The sequence below is a fragment of the Streptomyces sp. NPDC037421 genome (assembly GCF_055602105.1).
In genome coordinates this window covers 60,535-81,883 of record NZ_JBVJWV010000007.1, presented here as the reverse complement: position 1 = coordinate 81,883, position 21,349 = coordinate 60,535, and the positions used below count along the sequence as shown (strand labels likewise).

Below are 21,349 nucleotides of genomic sequence, written 5' to 3'. Positions count from 1 at the left end.
GAGAATCATGAGGATTCTCGTCGTCTTGACGGCAAAGGCCACCCTCCATCTGCTGGACGGGGAACAGCACCCCTCGGGATTCTGGGCCGAGGAATTCGCCGTTCCCTATACCCTCTTCCGAGCAGCCGGCCACACCGTCGACGTGGCGACGATCGGGGGCGAGGTCCCCACGGTCGACCGGACCAGCATCGACCCCGACTTCCTGCGGTGGGTCCGCCCCGAGGGCTCACCGGACCAGGACGCGGCCAACGCCGCCGAGTACGTCCGCGTCATCGAGCAGACCCCCCAGCTCAAGCAGCCCCTCGCGGTGGAATCCCTCGGCGAGAAGGACGTCGCCGAGTACGACGGCATCTACATCAGCGGCGGCCACGGAGCCATCGGAGACCTGCCCAAGTCCGACGAACTGGCGCAGCTGCTGCGCTGGGCCATCGGACAGGACAAGCCGATCGCCACCGTCTGCCACGGCCACACCGCACTGCTGTCCCTGCGGGACGGCGAGGGGCACTGGCCCTTCGAGGGCTACCGGATGACCGCGTTCTCGCACAGTGAGGAACTGGTCACCAACATGGCGGGCCGGCTCCCGCTGATCCTGGAGGCCGAGCTGACCAGACTCGGCGCCCGCTACGAGAAGGCCGACGCGATCTGGGACTCGCACGTCGTCGTGGACCGCAGGCTCACGACCGGTCAGAACCCCTACTCCTCCAAGGCCCTCGCCGAGACCTTCTTGCGGCAGCTCGGAGAGGGCTAGCCCCCGAGACACCGGAAGGTGCAGCCATGACCAAGCGCGTGCTCAGCGACCACCCCCTGGCCAACCCCGGGAAGCTGTTCATCGGCGGCCAATGGGTCCCCGCCCGGGACGGCCGTACGGAGCCGGACATCAGCCCGATCGACGGTCAGGAGATCGTGCCGGTGGCCCAGGCCGCCGCGACCGACGCGGACGCCGCCGTCGCGGCCGCCCGCGCGGCGTACGAGGAAGGTCCGTGGAGCCGGCTGTCCGCCCAGGAGCGCGCGCTGCGGCTGAACCGCGTCGGTGAGCTGATCGAACGGGACCTGGAGGAGATAGCCCTGCTGGAGACGGTGGACATGGGCAAGCCGTTCGCCTTCTCCAGCACCGTCGACGCGCCCATGGCCGCCCAGCTGATGCACTACTACGCCGGCGCGGTCACCCGGGTCGACGGCTCCTCCCGGGCCCCGGCCGGCGGACAGCTCGCCTACACCCTGCGCGAACCCCTGGGCGTGGTCTGCGCCATCACCCCGTTCAACTTCCCGCTCCTGCTGTCGATGACCAAGATCGCCCCGGCCCTCGCGGCCGGGAACACGGTCGTCCACAAACCCTCCCCGGCCACCCCGCTGACCGCCTTGAAGATCGCCGAGCTCTTCCAGGAGGCGGAGATCCCCGACGGGGTGCTGAACGTCGTCACCGGTCCCGGAGTCGAGCTGGGGGAGACCCTCACCGGCCACCCGGACATCGACAAGATCGCCTTCACCGGCTCCACCGCGGTCGGCCAGTCGATCATCCGCAAGTCCGCCGGCACCCTGAAGAAGGTGACGATGGAACTCGGCGGCAAGTCCGCCAACATCGTCTTCGCCGACGCCGACCTCGACGCCGCCGAGGAACTCGCCTTCTTCGGCATCTACTACAACAAGGGCGAGATCTGCACCGCCGGCTCCCGCCTCCTGCTCCACCGCCCCATCCACGACGAGATGGTCGAACGCCTGGTCAGCCGGGCCGCCGCCCTCAAGCCCGGGGACCCGAGGGACCCGGAGACCCTCTTCGGGCCGCTCGCCCACCGCGCCCAGTTCGACAAGGTCAGCTCCTACATCGAGGTCGGCGAGAAGGAAGGCGCCCTGCTGCGCACCGGAGGCACCGGCTGGACCCCCGAAGGGGCCTCCAGCCAGGGCCTGTACTTCCTGCCCACCGTCTTCACCGGCGTCGACAACGGCATGCGGATCGCCCAGGAGGAGATCTTCGGCCCGGTCCTGTCGGTCATCCCCTTCGACACCGAGGAGGACGCCGTACGCATCGCCAACGACAGCGCGTACGGCCTCGCCGCCGGGGTCCACACCAAGGACCTGCGGCGCGCCCACCGGGTCGCCTCCCAGATCAAGGCCGGGACGGTCTGGGTCAATTGCTACAACCAGTACGACCCCTCCGTGCCCTACGGCGGCTACAAGGCCTCCGGCTACGGGCGCGAGTGCGGACCGGAATCCCTTGAGAGCTACACCCAGACCAAGTCGGTCTGGATCGGCATGGACTGACACCACACCATCGAGGAGCCACTCATGCGGACAGGCATCATCGGCACCGGCCGGATCGGCTCGACCCTCGCGAGGATCCTGGTGGCGGCCGGCCATCCGGTCGTCCTCGCCAACGCCACCGGGCCGGGCTCACTCACCCCGCTCCTGGCCGAACTCGGCCCCGACGCCACGGCGGCACACCCCGTCGAAGCGGCGGGCGAGGCCGACCTGCTGGTGCTGATGGTGCCCTTCGCCGGCGTGCGCGGGCTGCTGCCCCCGCACGTCGTGCAGGACAAGGTGCTCGTGGACGCCACCAACGCGTTCAGCGGCCCCGGCACCCCCGCCGACCTCGGCGGGCGCGGCTCCAGCGAACTCGTCGCCGAGTGGTACCCCGGAGCCAGGGTCGTGAAATCCCTGAACACCATGCATTTCGAAACCCTCGCCGTCGCCGGTACCGCCTCCGGCCGCACGGCGTCGGAGCGCCTCGCCCATTACACGGCGGGCGACGACACGAAGGCGAAGGAAATCGTCGCCGGAATCATCACCGACCTCGGATACGCCCCCGTCGACACCGGCCCGCTGCACTCCGGAGGAATTCTCCAGCAGCCCGGCGGTCCCCTCTTCAACCGGTCGCTCACGGAAGCGCAGGCGCTCGCATGGATCTGACGCGCATCGAACTCACCCTGCACGTGAACGGAAGACCCGAGGAGTTCGCGGCCCCGCCGAGCGAACTCCTCGTGGAACGGCTCCGCGACGGACTCGGGCTCACCGGCACCAAGGTGGGCTGCGACACCGGCCAGTGCGGGACCTGCGTGGTCCGCCTGGACGGCAGGTCCGTCAAGAGCTGCCTGATCCTCACCGCCTCGGCCGCGGGCTCCGAGGTCACCACCATCGAGGGCGTCACCGCCCCCGGCGGGGAGCTGACCGCCCTCCAGGAGGCGCTGCGCCAGGAGCACGGCACCCAGTGCGGCTTCTGCACGCCCGGCATGGTGATGGCCCTCGGCGAGTTCGTCGAGACGGCGCTCGGCGAAAGCGCCGCCGGCGGCCCGCCCCCCACCGAGCCCGAGATCCGCGAATGGCTCACCGGCAACCTGTGCCGCTGCACCGGCTACCACAGCGTGGTCCGGGGCGTGCAGCGCGCCTGCGCCCCCGCCGAACCCGAAGGGCGGTGACCGCGATGACCACCGTCCAGCCGGAACGGGAAGCACAGGCACGGGGCGGCGTCCTCGGCCGGCCCCTGGACAGCCGCGAGGACCCGGGACTGCTGCGCGGCGAAGCCGTGTACGTCGCGGACATCGACCTGCCGGGCACCGCCCACATGGCCATCCTGGGCAGCACCGTGGCCCACGCCAGGATCCTGTCCATCGGGACCAAGGCCGCCGAGCAGCTCCCGGGCGTACTGAAGGTGGCCACCGCCGCCGACTTCCCCGACGTGATGCCGCTGCCCTGCATCTGGATACCCGGCGGGGTCGAGAGCCACTTCCCGCCCCACCCGTACGGACTTCCCGGCGCCCGCCCGGTGCTCACCGGCGACACCGTCCGACACGTCGGCGACCCGATCGCCGTCGTCGTAGCCGAGACCCCGCGCCAGGCGGCCGCCGCGCTCGCCGCGATCTGCGTCGAGTACGAGCCGCTGCCCGTGGTCACCCGCGCCGACCACGCCCTCGCCGAAGGCGCGCCCCAGCTCCACGAGGCCGTCCCCGGCAACCTGAACGCGTACTGGACCTGCGGGGACGAGGAGCGCACCGACGCGGCCATCGCCGCCGCCGAGGTCACCGTCGAGCTGGACCTGGTCAACCAGCGCACCATCAACAGCCCCATGGAGCCGCGCGGAGCCGTCGGCGTGTACGACCCGGCGACCGGCGAGTACACCCTCCACGCCTCCACCCAGGGCCCGCACAACCACCGCTTCCTGCTCGCCGCGCTGGTCCTCGGCATCCCCTTCAACAAGCTCCGGGTGACCGCCCCGACCGTCGGCGGCAGCTTCGGCACCAAGGGCTACCTCTACCCCGACATGGCGCTGGTCCTGCTCCTCTCCAAGGCGCTCGGCGGCCGCCCCGTCAAATGGGTCGACACCCGCACCGGCCTGATGAACTCCACCGTCCAGGGCCGCGACCACCGCCAGCACGTCACCCTCGCCGGCACCCGCGACGGCCGCATCACCGCCGTGCGCTGCACCAGCTACGCCAACCTCGGCGCCTACCCCTCCACCATCGGCCCCGGAGTCGCCACCGCCCTGATGGGACGCTCCATCAGCGGCATGTACGACATCCCCGCCGCCTTCTGCGAGGTGTACGCGGCCTTCACCAACACCGTCCCGCTCGGCGCCCAGCGCGGCAGCGGGCGCGCCGAGGCCGCCTTCCTGATGGAACGGCTCGTCGACCGCTACGCCACCGAGATCGGCATGGACCCGGCGGAGGTCCGGCGCCGGAACCTGGTGCCCAAGGAGAAGTTCCCCTACGACAACGGCCTCGGCTGGACCTACGACTCCGGGGACTACCGGCTGAACTTCGACCGGGCCCTCGAACTCTCCGGCTACGACGCGATGCCCGCCCGCAAGGCGGCGGCCCGCGCCCGCGGCAAGCGCCTCGGCGTCGGCATCGCCACCTACGTGGCCGTCTGCGGCGTCGGACCCTCCACCCGCATGTCCAAGGAGGGCATGCTCGGCGGCACCTGGGAGAGCGCCAACATCCGCGTCCACCCCACCGGCGAGGTCACCGTCACCGTCGGCTCCGCCTCCACCGGCCAGAGCCACGGCACCGTCTTCGCGCAGGTCGCCGCCGACGAGCTGGGCATCGACCCCGGCCAGGTCCAGGTGTACGAGGGCGACACCCTCAAGGCCCCCTACGGGCAGGGCACCTACGGCTCCCGCTCCTACAGCATGGCCGCCCCCGCCATCGCGCTCACCGCCCGCAAGATCAAGGCGAAGCTGGTCCGGGCCGGAGCCGTCTTCCTGGGCGTCCCCGAGGAGAAGGTCGTCTACGCCGACGGCGGGGTCCACGAGGACGGCAACCCGCGGAACGCCAAGACCTTCGCCGAACTGGCCATGGCCATGTGGTACGGCTGGGGGCTGCCCCCGGAGATCGAGCCGGCCCTCGACGAGACCACCCACTTCGACCCGCCGGACTTCAACTACCCCTTCGGCACGCACGTCGCCGTCGTCGAGGTCGACGAACTCACCGGCGAGACCGAGGTCGTGGACTACACCGCCGTCGACGACGCCGGGAACATCGGCAATCCGAAGGTGGTCCTCGGCCAGATCGAGGGCAGCATCGTGCACGGCCTGGGCCAGGCCCTGATGGAGGCCGCCGAGTACGACGAGAACGGCATCCTGATCAGCTCCGACCTGGACCGCTACGCCCTGCCCCGCGCCGCCGACGCACCCTTCTTCACCCTGGACAAGACCGTCACGCCCTCCCCGCACAACCCGCTCGGCGCCAAGGGCGCCGGGGAGATCGCCACCGTGCCGCCCGCCGCCGCCGTCGTCAACGCGGTCGTGGACGCCCTGTCCGACCTGGGCGTACGGCACATCGACATGCCGCTCACCCCCGAGAAGGTCTGGCGCCGCCTGAGAGGGGAAGCCCCGTGATCCTCACCGACTTCGACTACGCCCGGCCCGCCGCCCTGGACGAGGCCCTCGGCCTGCTCGCCACCCCCGGCGCCCGGGTGCTGGCCGGCGGGCAGAGCCTGCTGCCCGGGCTGCGCACCGGCGCGGAGCGGGCCCGCCTGCTGGTCGACGTACGGCACCTGGAGGAGCTGCGCGGCGTCGGCCGCGGCGGCGGAGCCCTGCGGATCGGGGCCCTGACCACCCTCGCCGAACTCGCCGCGCACCCCCTGGTGCTCGCCGAGGCACCGGAGCTGGCCGCCGCCGCCCGCGCCAACGGCGACCCCCAGGTCCGCAACCTCGGCACCGCCGGGGGGAACCTCGCCGCCGCCGGGCGCGCCACCGACCTGCCCGTGGCGGCGCTGGCCGCCGACGCCCGGGTGGAGCTCGCCGGACCCGGCGGGCGCACCACCGTCGGCGCCGAGCGGCTCGCCGCCTCGGGAGTGCCCGACGGATCGGTGGTCACCGCCCTGCTGGTGCCCGCCGCCGGCCCGGCCGCCGCCTTCGAGAAGGCCGCCGACCGGGCCACCCGCTACCCGCTGTGCGCCGCCGCCGTGCGCATCACCCCCGACGGGCCGCGGATCGCGGTCACCGGAGCCACCCCGCGCGCCCTGCGCCTGCGCGGGGTCGAGGACCGGCTGCGCGGGGGCCCGTACACGACGGAGACGGTGCTGGCGGCCTTCCGAGCCGAGCCCCGGGAGCTGTTCGTCCCCGGGCGCGGCACCTCGGCCGAATACCTGGGCCACCTCGCGGGCGTACTCACCGCCCGCGCGCTGGCCCGGGCGGCCCTGATCACCGCCTGACCGCCCCCAGGGGCCGCCGGGAGGAGGGGAGTTGACCGCAGTGGCCGAACCGACCGAGACGAGGGACACGGGAGACACCGCGAGCGGGGGCACCGCCCGCACGGCGAGGGCCGCCGGCTTCCGGGTGGTGGGCACGGTCCTCGTCCTGCTGATGCTGTCCTCCTCCGTGCCCTCGGCCCTGTACGTGCTCTACCAGCAGGAATGGGGGCTGTCCTCCGGCGTGGTCACGGTGGTCTTCGCCGTGTACGCCGTCACCGTGCTCGCCGGCCTGCTGCTGTTCGGGTCCCTCTCGGACACCCTGGGCCGGCGGCCCGTCCTGGCCGCCGCCCTGGTCCTCGCGATCGTCTCCATGGGCCTGTTCGCCGGGGCCCGGGGGCTCGGCCTGCTGCTCGCCGCCCGCGCCGTACAGGGGCTGGCGGTGGGCCTGGCCACCGGGGCGATGGGCGCCGCCCTGCTGGAGCTGAGCCCGCGCTCGCGGCCCGCGCTGGGCGCCCAGGTCAACAGCGCCGGGCCCACCGTGGGCATCGGCCTGGGCGGGCTCGGGGCGGGACTGCTCGTCCAGTACGCGCCCGCGCCGACCGTGCTGAGCTACCTCCTGCTGGCCGGGGCCTTCGCACTGACCCTGGTCGGAGTGGCCCGGATGGCCGAGAGCGCCCCCGGGGCGGACGGGCGGCTGCGGGTGGTACCCCACCGGATCCGGGTGCCGGCCGCCGTGCGGCGGAGGTTCGCCGTGCTCGTACTGACCGTGGTCGCCGTCTGGACCGTCGGCGGCTTCTACCTCTCGCTCGGGCCGCACCTGGCCCTCGCCCTGTTCCGCAGCACCAACTACCTGCTGGGCGGGGCCACGGTGGCCCTGCTCGCCGGCGCAGCCACCGCCGCCCAGCTGCTGCTGGGCCGTACCGAGGCCCTGCGCACCGCCGTGCTCGGCCTGCTGGGGCTGCTCGCCGGGCTCGCCCTGGTGCTGCTGTCCCTGGGCACCGGCTCGGCGGCCGTGTTCCTCGTCGCCACGGCCGTCCTCGGCAGCGGCTGGGGCGCCGCCTTCCTCGGCTCCTTCCGCGCCCTCAGCTCGCTCGCCGAGCCGGCGCACCGCGGCGAACTCACCGCCGCCGTCTACGTCTTCGCGTACCTCGCCATGAGCGTCCCGGCGGTCCTCGCCGGACTCCTGACCAACATCCACGGGCTGCAGCGCACCTCGGTCGGCTTCATGGCGGCCGTCGCCGGGGTGTGCGCGCTGGCCCTGCTGACGACCCTGCGGCTGGCCGCGCGCACCAGGGCCGAGGGGAGCACCGCGTGAACACCGGGGAACTGCGTACGGCCCTGCGCGGACTGGAGATCTTCGCGCAGATCACCGAGGACCAGCTGGACTGGCTGGCCTCCGTCTCCGATCCGCGCGTCCTCGCCGACGGGGAGGTCCTCTTCCGCGACGGGGAGGAGGCCACCGGCTTCCACGTCCTGCTCTCCGGCGGACTCGTCGTCACCAAGGTCGTCGACGGCCGGGAGGAGGTCCTCACCCGGCACTCCACCGAGGAGGAGAGCGCGGCCGCCGAGGACCACGACGGCAAGCCCTCCGCCGCACACCGCTTCACCGGGGAACTGCCCCTGCTGACGGACGGCTCCTACGTGGCCACCGCGTCCGCGAGCGGGCCCGCGACCACGGTCGTCGCCTACCCGAAGCCGGTGTTCTTCGAGATGCTGACCCGCTGCCACGGGGTGGCCGCCGTGCTGATCCCGGTACTGGCGTGGCGGATCAAGTCCTCCGAGGTCCAGGCCCGCAAACGGGCCACCGTCGAGGCCCTCGGCACCCTGGCCGCCGGCCTCGCGCACGAGCTGAACAACCCGGCCGCGGCGGTCGCCCGCGCCGCGCAGGAGCTGGCGCCCGCCCTGGACCGGCTCACCGCCACCGCCTGCGCGTGGGGCGCGGCCGCCTCCGGCGCGGAGCGCCCCGTACTGGACCGGCTCGCCGAGGAGCTGGACAAGCTCCCGCCGCCGGACACCACCGATCCGCTCGCCCAGGCGGACGCCGAGGAGGAGATCGCCGACTGGGCCGAGGAGGCGGGTGCCGAACGCCCCGGGCTGCTCGGCTCCGGCGCGGCCGACCTCGGGCTGGAGCTGGGCTGGCTGCTGGAGCGGCTGGAGGGGGTCGGCGAGGCCGCCCTGCCCGCTGCCCTCGACCACCTGGCGGCGCTGCTGGAGGCCCGTTCGCTGGCCGCCGAGCTGCGGGCGGCCGGGCCCCGGATCTCCCAGCTGGTCTCGGCCACCCGGGACTACGCCAACCTCGACCGGGCCCCCGAGCAGCGGTTCTCCGTGCCCGACGGCCTGGAGAACACCCTGATCGTGCTGCGTTCCAAGCTGCCGGGGATCACCATCGTGCGCGAGTACGAGGCCGGGCTGCCCGAACTGGACGGCTACCCGAGCGAGCTGAACCAGGTGTGGACCAACCTGGTCGACAACGCGGCCGAGGCCATGGAGGGCGCCGGCACCCTGACCCTGCGGGTGCGCGCCGAGGGCGCCTGCCTGGTCGTGGAGATCACGGACACCGGCCGCGGGATCCCCGCGGACTCCCTGCCGCGGATCTTCGAGCCCTTCTACACCACCAAGGACGTCGGCAAGGGGACGGGCCTCGGCCTGCACCTGAGCTACCGCATCGTGACCCAGCGCCACCGCGGGTCGATCACGGCCCGCTCCAAGCCGGGGGAGACCCGGATGGTCGTCCGGCTGCCGCTGAGCGCGGCCGCCGCCTGCGCCGAACCGCCCGCCGGATCCGAAACAACCTCCACGCCCTGAAAGGGAGTCGAACATGGCCAAGTACGACATCGCCAAGCTGCACCCGGTCTTCGTCCGCCAGATGGAGGCGCTGGCCGCCCTGGACATCGAGGCGGTGATGAAGAACTACACCGACGACGCCGTGCTGCTGCGCTTCGAGGGCGTGTCGGTGGGCATCGAGGCCGTTCGCGAGACGTTCACCGGCTATCTCACGGTGAAGCCCACGCTGGTCGAACTGCAGGAGTACATCGAGACCGAGGACACCATCTTCTACCGGGCGATCATGAACCTGAACGGCGAGCCGGAGCACGCGTTCGGGACGCTCGTCGTCCGCGATGGCCGGATCTGGCGCCAGACGGCCGGCTTCGGCGGCTGACGGCCCTTTCCTGGGTAGCGTGAGCGGGGAGGGCGGGGACCGCGCCCTCCCCGCACGCGTGAATGACTTTCACGAAGGGGAGGCCATGGAGCAGGAAACCAACCGGGTGGAGGCGTTCAGCGACGGCGTATTCGCCATCGTGATCACCATTCTGGTGCTGGAGTTAAAGGTTCCGGAAGAGCAGGGGTCGGAGCTGTGGCACGGACTCTGGGAGCAATGGCCGCACTACGCGGCCTATCTCGTGAGTTTCCTCATCATCGGCGTCATGTGGGTGAACCACCACACGATCTTCAGTCACCTCAAGCGGGTCGACCGGCCGCTGTTGTTCCTGAATCTCCTGGTGCTGATGGTGGTATCGGTGATTCCGTACACCACCAACGTGCTCGCGGAGCACCTCACGGACGGGGAATCGGCCAATGTGGCCGCAATCCTCTACAGCGCGTGGACCGTCGTGTACGCTCTCGCCTTCCTGGCCTTCTGGTGGTACGTCACCAAGGTCGGGCACCTCTTCCACGAAACGGTGGACAAGGAAGGGGCCCGGGCCACTCGCGTCCGATTCGGGCTCGGCGCGGTCGCCTACCCCTTGACCGTGGTCCTGTCCTTCTTCTCGGCACCTCTCACTCTCGTCGCACACTTCCTGATCGCGCTCTACTATGCGGCGAACCAAATCCCGATCCCGCTCGTGGTAGAGGAAGAGCGGCTCGAATCTGCCAGCGACCTCAGGAAGTAGCCGCCCGGGCCTACGGCCGTTCTCCGCGGTCCAGTAGGGTCAAGGATCTAGTCTGGTCGCGGGGGAGGCTCCAGATGGTTCGCGCAGTGCTGCCGGAGGATTCCACCAGGGAAATCTCCGAATTGATCGACGTATTGATCTCGCTTTTCTTCGAGTCCTTACCCCGGCGGGACCAGCGAAACTGGGCCCGCGTTTATCTGAACGGGCTCGTCCGCACCGCCGGGAAGAAAACAATCCGAAACATCGCCGGAACAGGGGCGAGTTCCGTCGAGCAGAGCCTCCAGCAGTTCATCAGCAAATCGCCCTGGGACTGGACCCCCGTACGCCGGTCCCTCGCCCAGCACCTCGAACGCACCGCACAGCGCCCGCTGGCCTGGGTGGTACAGCCCATGGTCATCGAGAAGGCCGGCGACCGCTCCGTGGGCGTCGGCAGGCAGTTCGTACCCCAGCTCGGCCGCACCGCCAACTGCCAGCAGGCCTCCGGGATCTGGCTCGCCTCCAGCGAGGCCAGCTTCCCCGTCGAATGGACCCTCACCCTCCCCGCCCCCTGGACCAGCGAACTGCTGCGCCGCCGGCGGGCCGGAATACCCGACACCGCACGGTCCCTCACCCCCGCACAGGACGCCGTGCACGCCGTACAGCGCATGGCCGCGACCTGGCAGCTCCAGCGCCGGCCGGTCGTCATGGAGGTCTCCAACGCCGACCTCCCGCAGACCATCGAGGCCTTCGCCCTCCAGGACATCCCCTTCGTCCTCAAGGTCGACGGCTCCCTGCCCGTCTCCTTCGGCGGCACCGGCCGCCACAAACCCGGGCCGTACACCGCGCCCGCCCGCGAACTGATCGACTCGCTGCGCTCCCAGCGGCGGGTCGTCGAATGGACCCGGCACGGCCGCACCGAGGGAGCGGTGACCCTGCTCACCTCGGCCGCCATACTCGCCACCCCCGGCGAGGAACGCCCCGCGCCCGCGCCGCCCACCCCGCTGCTCCTGATGGGCGCATGGACCGAAACCTCCCTGCTGCCCTCCGAGTTCTGGATCACCAACATCGGCGACCGGCCGCTCGCCCAGCTCTTCCTGCTGGCCAAACTCACCGACCGGGTCGCGCTGGACTTCACCGAGACCTGCGAACCCGTCGGCATCCGCGACTTCGAGGGCCGCTCCTTCCGCGGCTGGCACCACCACGCCACCCTCGCCAGCGTGGCCCACGCGGCCAGGCTCCTCGGCACCGGCGGGCGGACCCCCGACCCGGTGCCCCGCAGCGCCCCCGCCCGCTACCCGGGCCCCGGCGCCGCCCGGCCGCCGGCCGTACTGCCGCCCCGGCCGCTGATCCCCGGACAGTCGGCGCGCCGCGCCTACATCCCCTGATGCTCGACATCACCGCCGGGCTGCGGGCCTGGTACGCCGAGCACCGGGAGTTCGCCCTGGCCACCGTCGTCGCCGTCAGCGGCAGCGCGCCCCGAGGACCCGGGGCCTCGCTGGCGGTGGACGCCGGGGGCACCGCGCTCGGCTCCCTCTCGGGTGGCTGCGTGGAGTCCGCCGTGCACGAGCTGTGCCTGGAGGCCATCGCCACCGGGACCGGCGGCGTACACCGCTTCGGCCACAGCGACGACGACGCCTTCGCGGTGGGGCTGACCTGCGGCGGGACCCTGGACGTGCTGGTCACCCCGGTACGCGGGCAGGACCCCGTGCGGCCCGTGCTCGGCGCGGTGCTGGACGCCGCCGCCGGCGGGGCCCGCGCCGCCCTGGCCCGGGTGGTCTCCGGCCCGCCCGGCCGGCTCGGGCGGGCCCTGGCCGTCCACGCCGACGGCTCCTGGGAAGGCGGCCTCGGCGGCGGCGCCGCCCTGGACCGGGCCGCCGCCGAGCGGGTCCGGGCCCTGCTGCTGGCCGGGCGGACCGGCACCGCCGAGCTGGGCACCGCCGGCGGGCTCTGCGGCGATCCGCTGACCCTGCTGGTGGAATCCGCCGCCGACCGACCCCGGCTGATCGTCTACGGGGCCGTCGACTTCGCCGCCGCCCTGGCCCGGATCGGGGCCTTCCTCGGACACCGGGTCACCGTCTGCGACGCCCGGGCCGTCTTCGCGACCCCGGACCGCTTCCCCGGCGCCGACGAGGTGATCGTGGACTGGCCGCACCGGCACCTGGCCGCGGAGGCCGCCGCCGGGCGCCTGGACACCCGTACGGCGGTATGCGTACTGACCCACGACGCCCGGTTCGACGTACCCGTCCTCACCCGGGCCCTGCGGCTGCCGCTGGCCTACGTGGGCGCCATGGGCTCGCGCCGCACCCACGAGGACCGGGCGGCCCGGCTGCGCGCCGAGGGGGTGACCGAGGCCGAGCTGGCCCGGCTCAGATCGCCGATCGGCCTGGACCTGGGCGGCCGCACCCCCGAGGAGACGGCCCTGTCGATCGCCGCCGAGTTCACCGCCGCCCGCCACGCGGCCCCCGCGACCCCGCTGACCGGCGGCCGGACCCCGATCCACCGCCGCGGCCCGGCCGCTACCCGGCCTGGGCCTTCACGTGGTCGATGACCTTGCGGAGCTCGTCGGTCGGGGAGAAGTCGAGGAACTCGGTGTCGGCCAGTGCCACGGGGATGTGGCCGGGGGCCCAGTAGAAGGCGTCGCCCTCCGCGTACTCCTCGTCCCCGTCCGCGGTGTGCATCCGGAGGCGGCCCTTGGTGACGTAGCCCCAGTGAGGGCACGGGCACATGTCTCCCGGCAGCCCCTGCACCGGCCCGGTCATGTCGGTCCCTTCGGGGAGGCGGAAGAACCCCACGCTGAGGCCCCCGCCGATCTCCTCGACCCGGAACTCGAGGCCCCCGTCCTTCACCTCGACTGTCGCCCGTTCCCACGTCGTCTTCGTCATGGCTCCTCCCGGCGGGTCGGTGCTTTTCCCCCTCCTTCCACTGTCCGCCCGGCGGGTCGTTCCCGCCCCGCGGGACCAAGGTCCCGTAGGAAACGACCACCCGGCCCGGAATGTCCTGGACGATCAGCCCGGGCGGCGTGAACGCCAGGTCGTGGGAGAATGAAGTACGTGCGTTTCCTCGGCTGGCTGCCCCGTCGAGGCCGTAGAAAGATCCTTCGATCGACTGGGATGTTCAGCACGTGCGTTTCCTCAATGACCTGAAGCCGCCGTACGACCTGACGTACGACGATGTGTTCATGGTGCCGAGCCGCTCCGCGGTCGGCTCCCGCCAGGGCGTGGACCTCTCTTCGCCCGACGGCACCGGCACCACCATTCCGCTCGTCGTGGCGAACATGACCGCCATCGCGGGCCGCCGGATGGCCGAGACCGTCGCCCGCCGCGGTGGAATCGTCGTCATCCCCCAGGACATCCCGATCGAGGTCGTCACCGACGTCATCTCCTGGGTCAAGACCCGCCACCTCGTGCTCGACACCCCGATCACGCTGGCGCCCACCCAGACCGTCGCCGACGCGCTGTCGCTGCTGCCCAAGCGCGCCCACGGCGCCGGCGTGGTCGTCGACGCGGACAACCGCCCCGTCGGCGTGGTCACCGACCACGACCTCACCGGCGTGGACCGCTTCACCCAGCTCTCCGAGGTCATGTCGAAGGAGCTCCTGCTCATCGACGCCGACATCGACCCCCGCGACGCCTTCAACCAGCTCGACGCGGGCCACCGCAAGCTGGCCCCGGCCGTCGACAAGGACGGCAAGCTGGTCGGCATCCTGACCCGCAAGGGCGCCCTGCGCGCGACCCTGTACACCCCGGCCACCGACGCCAACGGCAAGCTGCGCATCGCGGCCGCCGTCGGCATCAACGGCGACTTCGTCGGCAAGGCCAAGCAGCTCCTCGACGCCGGAGTGGACACGATCGTCATCGACACGGCCCACGGCCACCAGGAGTCGATGATCAACGCGATCAAGGCCGTGCGCGCCCTGGACCCGAAGGTCCCGATCGTGGCCGGCAACATCGTCGCCGCCGAGGGCGTCAAGGACCTCATCGACGCCGGCGCCGACATCATCAAGGTCGGTGTGGGCCCCGGCGCCATGTGCACCACCCGCATGATGACCGGCGTGGGCCGCCCGCAGTTCTCCGCGGTGCTGGAGTGCGCGGCCGAGGCCAAGAAGTACGGCAAGCACGTCTGGGCCGACGGCGGCGTCCGCCACCCGCGCGACGTGGCGATGGCGCTGGCCGCCGGCGCCTCCAACGTCATGATCGGCTCCTGGTTCGCCGGTACGTACGAGTCCCCGGGCGACCTCCAGCAGTCGGCCGAGGGCCACCTGTACAAGGAGTCCTTCGGCATGGCCTCGGCACGCGCCGTGCGCAACCGCACCTCGGAGGAGTCCGCCTACGACCGCGCCCGCAAGGCGCTGTTCGAGGAGGGCATCTCCACCTCGCGGATGTTCCTCGACCCGGCCCGCCCGGGCGTCGAGGACCTGATCGACTCGATCATCGCGGGCGTCCGCTCCTCCTGCACCTACGCCGGTGCCGGCTCGCTGGCCGAGTTCGAGGAGAAGGCGGTCGTCGGCATCCAGTCCGCCGCCGGCTACGCCGAGGGCAAGCCGCTGCACGCCAGCTGGAGCTAGTCCGCCGTCCCCGTGGCCCCGCCCCCGCCCTCCGGCGGGGCCGGGGCCACGGGCGTTCCCGGCCCACACCCCCTAGGCGGGCGGCGGGCCCGGCCTGCCCGCCCCCGGGGCCGAGGTGTGCACTCCCGCGCGGTACTTGGGGATCCGGACCGTGACCTTCGTCCCCGCTCCGAGACCCGTCTCCACGACGAGCCCGTACTCGTCCCCGTACACCTGACGCATCCGCTCGTCGACGTTCGGCAGCCCGATCCCCGACGCGGACCCCGCCCGCTCCCCGGCCAGGATCCGCCGCAGCCGCTCCGGATCCATCCCCACGCCGTTGTCCTCGATGGTCAGCACCGCCTCCGAGCCGGCGTCCCGCGCCGCGATGGTGATCCGGCACTCCTCCGTGGAGTCCTCCACCCCGTGCTTGACCGCGTTCTCCACCAGCGGCTGCAGACACAGGAACGGCAGCGCCACCGGCAGCACCTCCGGCGCCACCTGCAACGTCACCTTCAGCCGGTCCCCGAACCGGGCCCCGGCCAGCGCCAGGTACCGCTCGATCGACCGCAGTTCCTCGGCCAGCGTGGTGAACTCCCCGTGCCGGCGGAAGGAGTAGCGCGTGAAATCCGCGAACTCCAGCAGCAGCTCCCGCGCCCGCTCCGGATCCGTCCGCACGAACGAGGCGATCGCCGCGAGGGAGTTGAAGATGAAGTGCGGGGAGATCTGCGCCCTCAGCGCCTTGATCTCCGCCTCCATCAGCCGCGTCCGCGCCCGGTCCAGCTCCGACAGCTCCAGCTGCACCGAGACCCACCGCGCCACCTCCGTCGCGGCCCGCACCAGCACCGCCGACTCCCGCGACCCGTACGCGACCAGCGCCCCCAGCACCCCGTCCTCGCCGGTGAGCGGCGCGAACACCGCCCACTTCAGCGGGCACTCCGGCCGCTGGCAGTCCGTACGCAGGCTCTGGCTGCGCCCCGACTCCAGCATCACCGCCACCCGGGCCATCGCCCGCCGCTGGTGGTGGTCGGCGCCCGGGCCGTCCCAGGCCAGCACCGCCTCCCGGTCCGTCAGGCACAGCGCCTCCGTGCCGAGCAGCGACCGCAGCCGCCGCGCCGCCTTGCGGGCGGCGTCCTCGGTCAGGCCCGCCCGCAGCGGGGGAGCGGCCAGCGAAGCGGTGTGCAGCGTGTGGAAGGTGGCCCGCTCGACCGGGGTGCCCAGGCCCAGCCCCGCCGCCCGCTCCCCGCGCCGCGCCTGCCACCGGCCCCCGGCCCAGCCCAGCCCCAGCAGCAGGACCGCCCCCGCCGCCGCCAGCACCCCGAGCGCCGCCCCGGTCACCAGGCACCCCCCGCCGCCCGCTCACCGGCCACGCCCTCGGGCAGGTGCAGCCGCGCCAGCGCCGCCGCCGTCCCCGCCGGGACCCGGGACCGGGTGGCCAGCGACACCAGCACCATCGTCAGGAACCCCAGCGGCACCGACCACACCGCCGGCCACGCCAGCAGCGCGTGCGCCCACCCCCGCGGCGCCATCCCGCCCCGCGTCGCCAGCACCGCGCCCAGCGCCGCACCGCCCCCCGTGAGCAGCCCGGCCACCGCACCCGGCGGGGTCAGGCCCCGCCACCAGATCCCGAGCACCAGCAGCGGGCAGAACGAGGACGCCGACACCGCGAAGGCCAGCCCGACCGCGTCCGCGACCGGCACCCGCGTCCCCACCGCCCCGCCCGCCAGCGGCACGGCCATCGCCACCACCACCGCCAGGCGGAAACTCCCCACCCCGCGCCGCGGCAGCACGTCCTGGTGCAGCACCCCCGCCACCGCCATCGTCAGCCCCGACGCCGTCGACAGGAACGCCGCGAACGCGCCCCCGGCCAGCAGCGCCCCCAGCAGCTCCCCGAGCAGCCCGCCCAGCATCCGCTCCGGCAGCACCAGCACCGCCGCGTCCGCGTCCCCGGTCAGCGCCAGCTCGGGCGCGTAGATCCGGCCCAGCGCCCCGTACACCTGCGGCAGCAGGTAGAACACCCCGAGCAGCCCCAGCACCACCAGGGTGGTCCGCCGGGCGGCCCGGCCGTCGGGGCTGGTGTAGAAGCGCACCGCGACGTGCGGCAGGCCCATCGTGCCGAGGAAGGTGGCCAGGATCAGCCCGTACGTGGCGTACAGCCGGTGCTCGCGGTCGCCCGCCGACAGCGGCTTCGCCCAGCCGGGCGAGTCCGGCGCCGCGCCCGCCCGGGACGCCGTTTCCGGGACGGCGGTCCCCGGGGCGAACTCCAGCCGGGTGTGCGCCCGTACCGTGTGCCGGCCGGCCGCCAGGGTCAGCGGGGCGTCCGCGTGGTCGAGCCCGTCCACCCGCCCCGTCACCGTCACGGTGAGCGGCTCGTCCAGCGACAGCCGGACGTCCTGCCCGAGGGTGACGGCCGTGTGCTCGCGGAAGACCGCCGCGCCGTCGAAGGAGGCGCGCGGCGCCCCGTCCCCGGCCCACGCGGCCAGCAGGAAGAAGGCGGGCACCAGCAGGGCGCAGAGCTTCAGCCAGTACTGGAAGGCCTGCACGAAGGTGATGCTGCGCATCCCGCCCGCCGCGACGGCCGCCGTGACCACGAAGGCGACGACCACCCCGCCCGCCCAGTGCGGGGCCCCCGTCAGCACGGTCAGGGTCAGCCCCGCCCCCTGGAGCTGCGGCAGCAGGTACAGCCAGCCCACCCCGAGCACGAACACCACCGCGATCCGCCGCACGGCCTGCGACTGGAGCCGGGCCTCCGCGAAGTCCGGCAGGGTGTACGCGCCCGAGCGCCGCAGCGGTGCCGCGACCAGCACCAGCAGCACCAGGTACCCGGCCGTGTAGCCGACGGGGTACCAGAGCATCTCCGGCCCCTGGAGCAGGACCAGCCCGGCGACGCCGAGGAAGGAGGCGGCGGAGAGGTACTCGCCGCTGATGGCCGCCGCGTTCAGCCGGGGGCCGACGGTCCGCGAGGCCACGTAGAAGTCGGAGGTGGTCCGGGATATCCGCAGCCCCAGCGCGCCGACCAGCACCGTTACCAGGACGACGACGGTGACCGCGGTCAGCGCATACGTCTGGTTCACGGGAGGGTCCTTCGACGGGGGAGGGGATCCTGGGAGTCTACGCAGCGCCTCCGACGGGACAACAGGCCCGTTCCGGCCCCTGGATCACACCGCGGGGTCGCGGTGCTCCGCGCAGTCGCGCAGGGCGATCTCCAGCTCCACGTACGACTCCTCCGCGCGCCGGAAGGCGAGCGTCAGGGCCGCCTCCGCGCGCGGCGGCAGTACGCAGCGGGTGCCCTCCTGGGCCTCGTACAGCACATCGGCCCAGCGGGCGGCCGCGCTGCGCAGCCGGGCCAGCAGCTCCTCGGCCTCGGCGGGCCCCGAGGGCCGGGTGCGGGGCAGTCCGCTCAGCGCGTCCAACAGCGCCTGGATCTCGGACATATCGCTCCTCCTGGGCCGGATGGTCCACGATAGGCGCGCGCGGTCCCCGCGACGGGCCGCCGGCGGCGGCCCTGCGGCCGACGGGCCCGGCGGATCGCCGTACGCCCGTCCCCGCGCGACGAACGGCGCGCCGGTACGCCGGGCGGTCGTACGCCGGTCCGCCCGCGGGCCCGGGTCAGCCGGTGGCCTGCCGCATCAGCAGGTCCCGGAGCTGGCGCGCGTGCCGGCGGCTGACCTGGAGCTCGGCCGGGCCCACGCGGACGCTGGTGGTGCCCGCGTCCAGCCGGAGCTCGTCGATCCGGCCCAGCGCCACCAGGTGCCGGCGGTGGATCCGGACGAAGCCGCGGGCCGCCCAGCGCTCCTCCAGCGTGGACAGCGGGATCCGCACGAGGTGGCTGCCCTCGTCGGTGTGCAGCCGGGCGTAGTCCCCCTGGGCCTCCACGTACGCGATGTCGGCGATCGCCACGAACCGGGTGACCCCGCCCAGTTCGACGGCGATCTGCTCCGGAGCCCGCTCGGCGGCGGACGCCTCGGCGGCCGGCCGGCGGAGCGCCGGGACGGCCGTCCGCTCCGGCTCCTGCTCCCGCACGGGCCGGCCCAGCAGCTCGCGGGCCCGCCGGACCGCCTCGGCCAGCCGCTCCGGCCGCACGGGCTTGAGCACGTAGTCCACCGCCTTGAGGTCGAAGGCCTGTACGGCGAAGCCCTCGTGCGCGGTGACGAACACGATCAGCGGCGGCCGGGCGAACCCGGCCAGCAGCCGGGCGATGTCCAGCCCGGTCAGCCCGGCCATCTGGATGTCCAGGAAGACCACGTCGATCGCGTCGGGCCCGTCCGGCCCGCTCTCCACCGCCCGGGTGATCCGGCGCAGCGCCTCCGTGGCGTCCGAGGCGCCCTCGGCGCTGCGCACCCGGGGGTCGGAGCGCAGCAGGTAGAGGAGTTCCTCCAGGAGCGGCTTCTCGTCGTCGACGGCCAGTACGCGCAGCATGGGGCCGAGTCTAGGCAGGGCCCGTGCGAGGGCAAACGGTGCGCGGCCCCCGCCCGGGGGGATGGGGGCGGGGACCGCGCGGTTCCGGGTGGGTGGGGGCGGGGGGCTACTGGGTGATGAGCCCGCCGTCGGGGGCGACGGCGTACCAGGTGCCGCCGACGCCCTGGCCGTTGGTGTCGCCGGGCTTCTTGTCGCCGGTGAAGGTGTAGACGGGCCAGCAGTTCACCGTCTGCTGCTTCTTGCCGTCGGGGCGGTCCAGGACGAGGTAGTTCTTCTCGGTGATCCCCTTGGCGTTGGCCCGGTCCACCGGCGCCACCACCGGCCACTTGGCCAGGCAGTCGCCGGTGCACTTGGAGACCATGGGCCAGGCGGTGTCCGGCTTGAAGCGGTAGACGGTCATGCCGTTGCCGTCGACGATGTGGTCGCCCAGCTTGGGGTCCTTGGCCACCGTCAGCGCGCCAGCGGCCTGGCCGGCTCCGGCGGGGGCGGGGGAGGCCGCCGCCTTCGCGGCCTTCTTGCCGTCGGGGGCGAAGGCGAACCAGGTGCCGCCGACGCCCTGCCCGTTCAGGTCGCCCGCCTTGGTGTCCTTGGCGAAGCGGTACACGGGCCAGCCCGCCACCGTCAGCTGCTTGCCGCCGTCCTTGCGGACCACCTCGCCCAGCAGGGCGGGGTCCATGCCGGCGGCGGCCGTGACCTCGCCGGCCGCGACCACCGGCCAGGCCTTGGCGCAGTCCCCGTCGCAGTTGGAGGCGGGCGGCTTGGCGGTGTCCTTGTCGAAGCGGTACAGGGTGAAGCCGGCGCTGTCGGTGAGCACCGACCCGAGCTGGTCGGTGGACGCGATCGCCAGCTGCCCGGCCGGCTTGGCGTCACCGGCCTGCTGTGCGGGCTGCTGCCCGTCGGCGTAGGGGTCGGCGGCGGGAGCCTGGGCGGACGCGGCCCCGGCCGGACCGGTCGCGCCGCCCTTGACGTCCGTGCCGCAGGCGGTCGCCGCCAGGGTGACGACGACCGCGACGGCGGCCAGGGTGGTTCCGCGCTTGATGCCCATGATGTTCTCTCCCACGTGTGTCTCCGCCGGGTCCGGGGCCGGTCCGGTGCGTCGTGCGCGGCCCCGGGACCCCGGCTGCTTGTGGGGGACACGGCGCCGCGGGGGCGCCCTGTTCAGCGGGAGCGGTATGGCGTGTTTCACTCACCCGCCGTCGAACCCGGCCCGCCTCAGGGCCGTGACCACAGCGAGGCCGAGGACCTGGTGTCCGGTGTCGTCGGGGTGCAGCCCGTCCGCGAGGTGTTCGGGTCCGAGCACGTCCCGGCCCGGCAGCAGGGCGAGGCGGCCGTCCCCGGCGCCGATCCGGTCCCGGACGGCCCGCTCCATCGCGTCCCGCAGCGCGCCCAGGGTGGCGCCCAGGCGGTTGGGGGTGCGTTCGGCGTCGGGGCGCAGCACGGGGGACAGGAGCAGCAGGGGGGTGGTCGGGTGGCCCTGGCGGACCAGGTCGAGGAACACGCGCGTGGTCTCGTACAGCAGTGGGGCCGTGAAGGGCACGCGGGACCAGCAGTTGGTGCCGAAGGCGAGGGTGAGGACGTCGGCGGGGAGCGCGGCGAGCTGCTCGGCGGTGGCGAGCTCGCCGCGCGCGGCGCCCGCGTAGCCGAGGTTGACGGTGTCGAAGCCCAGCGCCCGGCCTGCGACGGCGGGCCAGCCGTGGGCGGGGCGGGTGGACCACCAGCCCTCGGTGATGGAGTCCCCGTGCACCACCCAGCGGGGGGCCTCGGGGGCGGGGGGGGGGGGGCCCCCCCCCCCCCCCCCCCCCCCCCCCCGGGGGGGGCGGGCCCCCCGGGGGGGGGGGGGGGACGAGGCGTGGTGTCAGGGGCGGGTTCGGAAGTGCGCGTAATCCCCCTGGGG

General features: G+C 73.4%; 20 protein-coding genes. 13 read left to right on the top strand and 7 right to left on the bottom strand.

What is annotated here, in order from left to right; translation table 11 throughout:
- The first annotated feature begins 7 nt into the window (after window positions 1-7).
- The 12 genes from ACZ7IF_RS13110 to ACZ7IF_RS13055 all read left to right on the top strand — a co-directional run bounded on the left by ACZ7IF_RS13110 (window position 8) and on the right by ACZ7IF_RS13055 (window position 13,041).
- On the top strand, window positions 8-748 hold the full coding sequence (locus ACZ7IF_RS13110; RefSeq protein ID WP_470968496.1) for a type 1 glutamine amidotransferase domain-containing protein: 741 nt from the start codon (window positions 8-10) through the stop codon (window positions 746-748).
- 26 nt (window positions 749-774) lie between these two features.
- Window positions 775-2,259 (top strand): aldehyde dehydrogenase family protein, encoded by a 1,485-nt coding sequence (locus tag ACZ7IF_RS13105; RefSeq protein WP_470968493.1) that lies wholly within the window; start codon window positions 775-777, stop codon window positions 2,257-2,259.
- 24 nt (window positions 2,260-2,283) lie between these two features.
- A complete protein-coding gene (locus ACZ7IF_RS13100) occupies window positions 2,284-2,904 on the top strand; it encodes an NADPH-dependent F420 reductase (protein ID WP_470968488.1) in 621 nt (206 codons plus the stop codon).
- A complete protein-coding gene (locus ACZ7IF_RS13095; RefSeq protein WP_470968484.1) occupies window positions 2,895-3,410 on the top strand; it encodes a (2Fe-2S)-binding protein in 516 nt (171 codons plus the stop codon). Before ACZ7IF_RS13100 ends, ACZ7IF_RS13095 begins: the two co-directional genes overlap by 10 nt.
- 5 nt (window positions 3,411-3,415) lie before the next feature.
- Entirely contained in the window at window positions 3,416-5,827 is a 2,412-nt protein-coding gene (locus tag ACZ7IF_RS13090; RefSeq protein WP_470968480.1) for a xanthine dehydrogenase family protein molybdopterin-binding subunit, read from the top strand.
- Window positions 5,824-6,645 carry an FAD binding domain-containing protein gene (locus ACZ7IF_RS13085; RefSeq protein WP_470968475.1) on the top strand — a complete coding sequence of 274 codons (822 nt, stop codon included), beginning with the start codon at window positions 5,824-5,826 and terminating at the stop codon, window positions 6,643-6,645. Before ACZ7IF_RS13090 ends, ACZ7IF_RS13085 begins: the two co-directional genes overlap by 4 nt.
- 40 nt (window positions 6,646-6,685) lie before the next feature.
- Window positions 6,686-7,939, top strand: a complete 1,254-nt coding sequence (locus tag ACZ7IF_RS13080) for an MFS transporter (protein ID WP_470969293.1) — start codon at window positions 6,686-6,688, stop codon at window positions 7,937-7,939.
- Complete coding sequence (locus ACZ7IF_RS13075) at window positions 7,936-9,429, top strand: ATP-binding protein (RefSeq protein WP_470968472.1); 1,494 nt, start codon at window positions 7,936-7,938, stop codon at window positions 9,427-9,429. Before ACZ7IF_RS13080 ends, ACZ7IF_RS13075 begins: the two co-directional genes overlap by 4 nt.
- Window positions 9,430-9,442: 13 nt before the next feature.
- A complete protein-coding gene (locus ACZ7IF_RS13070) occupies window positions 9,443-9,784 on the top strand; it encodes a nuclear transport factor 2 family protein (RefSeq protein ID WP_267090358.1) in 342 nt (113 codons plus the stop codon).
- Between the two features lie 85 nt (window positions 9,785-9,869).
- A complete protein-coding gene (locus ACZ7IF_RS13065; RefSeq protein ID WP_470968468.1) occupies window positions 9,870-10,514 on the top strand; it encodes a TMEM175 family protein in 645 nt (214 codons plus the stop codon).
- A 74-nt stretch (window positions 10,515-10,588) separates the two neighbouring features.
- A complete protein-coding gene (locus ACZ7IF_RS13060) occupies window positions 10,589-11,878 on the top strand; it encodes an IS701 family transposase (RefSeq protein WP_470968465.1) in 1,290 nt (429 codons plus the stop codon).
- A complete protein-coding gene (locus tag ACZ7IF_RS13055) occupies window positions 11,878-13,041 on the top strand; it encodes an XdhC family protein (RefSeq protein ID WP_470968462.1) in 1,164 nt (387 codons plus the stop codon). Before ACZ7IF_RS13060 ends, ACZ7IF_RS13055 begins: the two co-directional genes overlap by 1 nt.
- Here ACZ7IF_RS13055 and ACZ7IF_RS13050 read toward each other — a convergent pair.
- Window positions 13,010-13,375, bottom strand: a complete 366-nt coding sequence (locus ACZ7IF_RS13050; protein WP_470968459.1) for a cupin domain-containing protein — start codon at window positions 13,373-13,375, stop codon at window positions 13,010-13,012. The two genes, ACZ7IF_RS13055 and ACZ7IF_RS13050, sit on opposite strands and share 32 nt — an antisense overlap.
- Before the next feature lie 239 nt (window positions 13,376-13,614).
- On the opposite strand from ACZ7IF_RS13050, the gene ACZ7IF_RS13045 reads away from it, so the two are divergent.
- Window positions 13,615-15,057: a GuaB1 family IMP dehydrogenase-related protein gene (locus ACZ7IF_RS13045; protein WP_470968455.1), complete on the top strand. Its 1,443-nt coding sequence runs from the start codon at window positions 13,615-13,617 to the stop codon at window positions 15,055-15,057.
- 72 nt (window positions 15,058-15,129) lie between these two features.
- Here the strand turns inward: ACZ7IF_RS13045 and ACZ7IF_RS13040 are convergent, their stop codons facing one another.
- The 6 genes from ACZ7IF_RS13040 to ACZ7IF_RS13015 form a co-directional block, all read right to left on the bottom strand.
- Window positions 15,130-16,374 (bottom strand): sensor histidine kinase, encoded by a 1,245-nt coding sequence (locus ACZ7IF_RS13040; RefSeq protein WP_470968450.1) that lies wholly within the window; start codon window positions 16,372-16,374, stop codon window positions 15,130-15,132.
- Window positions 16,371-18,110 carry a sodium/solute symporter gene (locus ACZ7IF_RS13035; protein ID WP_470968447.1) on the bottom strand — a complete coding sequence of 580 codons (1,740 nt, stop codon included), beginning with the start codon at window positions 18,108-18,110 and terminating at the stop codon, window positions 16,371-16,373. Before ACZ7IF_RS13035 ends, ACZ7IF_RS13040 begins: the two co-directional genes overlap by 4 nt.
- Window positions 18,111-18,194: 84 nt before the next feature.
- Window positions 18,195-18,470, bottom strand: a complete 276-nt coding sequence (locus ACZ7IF_RS13030) for a hypothetical protein (protein ID WP_470968444.1) — start codon at window positions 18,468-18,470, stop codon at window positions 18,195-18,197.
- Window positions 18,471-18,645: 175 nt separating this feature from the next.
- Window positions 18,646-19,455 (bottom strand): LytR/AlgR family response regulator transcription factor, encoded by an 810-nt coding sequence (locus ACZ7IF_RS13025; protein ID WP_470968441.1) that lies wholly within the window; start codon window positions 19,453-19,455, stop codon window positions 18,646-18,648.
- A 106-nt stretch (window positions 19,456-19,561) separates the two neighbouring features.
- A complete protein-coding gene (locus tag ACZ7IF_RS13020) occupies window positions 19,562-20,500 on the bottom strand; it encodes an SCO0930 family lipoprotein (RefSeq protein ID WP_470969288.1) in 939 nt (312 codons plus the stop codon).
- 141 nt (window positions 20,501-20,641) lie between these two features.
- On the bottom strand, window positions 20,642-21,202 hold the full coding sequence (locus ACZ7IF_RS13015) for a GDSL-type esterase/lipase family protein (RefSeq protein ID WP_470968438.1): 561 nt from the start codon (window positions 21,200-21,202) through the stop codon (window positions 20,642-20,644).
- Window positions 21,203-21,349 lie beyond the last annotated feature (147 nt).

Coding starts and splice junctions, on each gene's coding strand:
- ACZ7IF_RS13110 (WP_470968496.1), top strand. CDS start 8: ATGAGGATTCTCGTCGTCTTGACGGCAAAGGCCACCCTCCATCTGCTG.
- ACZ7IF_RS13105 (WP_470968493.1), top strand. CDS start 775: ATGACCAAGCGCGTGCTCAGCGACCACCCCCTGGCCAACCCCGGGAAG.
- ACZ7IF_RS13100 (WP_470968488.1), top strand. CDS start 2,284: ATGCGGACAGGCATCATCGGCACCGGCCGGATCGGCTCGACCCTCGCG.
- ACZ7IF_RS13095 (WP_470968484.1), top strand. CDS start 2,895: ATGGATCTGACGCGCATCGAACTCACCCTGCACGTGAACGGAAGACCC.
- ACZ7IF_RS13090 (WP_470968480.1), top strand. CDS start 3,416: ATGACCACCGTCCAGCCGGAACGGGAAGCACAGGCACGGGGCGGCGTC.
- ACZ7IF_RS13070 (WP_267090358.1), top strand. CDS start 9,443: ATGGCCAAGTACGACATCGCCAAGCTGCACCCGGTCTTCGTCCGCCAG.
- ACZ7IF_RS13065 (WP_470968468.1), top strand. CDS start 9,870: ATGGAGCAGGAAACCAACCGGGTGGAGGCGTTCAGCGACGGCGTATTC.
- ACZ7IF_RS13060 (WP_470968465.1), top strand. CDS start 10,589: ATGGTTCGCGCAGTGCTGCCGGAGGATTCCACCAGGGAAATCTCCGAA.
- ACZ7IF_RS13055 (WP_470968462.1), top strand. CDS start 11,878: ATGCTCGACATCACCGCCGGGCTGCGGGCCTGGTACGCCGAGCACCGG.
- ACZ7IF_RS13050 (WP_470968459.1), bottom strand. CDS start 13,375: ATGACGAAGACGACGTGGGAACGGGCGACAGTCGAGGTGAAGGACGGG.
- ACZ7IF_RS13030 (WP_470968444.1), bottom strand. CDS start 18,470: ATGTCCGAGATCCAGGCGCTGTTGGACGCGCTGAGCGGACTGCCCCGC.
- ACZ7IF_RS13025 (WP_470968441.1), bottom strand. CDS start 19,455: ATGCTGCGCGTACTGGCCGTCGACGACGAGAAGCCGCTCCTGGAGGAA.
- ACZ7IF_RS13020 (WP_470969288.1), bottom strand. CDS start 20,500: ATGGGCATCAAGCGCGGAACCACCCTGGCCGCCGTCGCGGTCGTCGTC.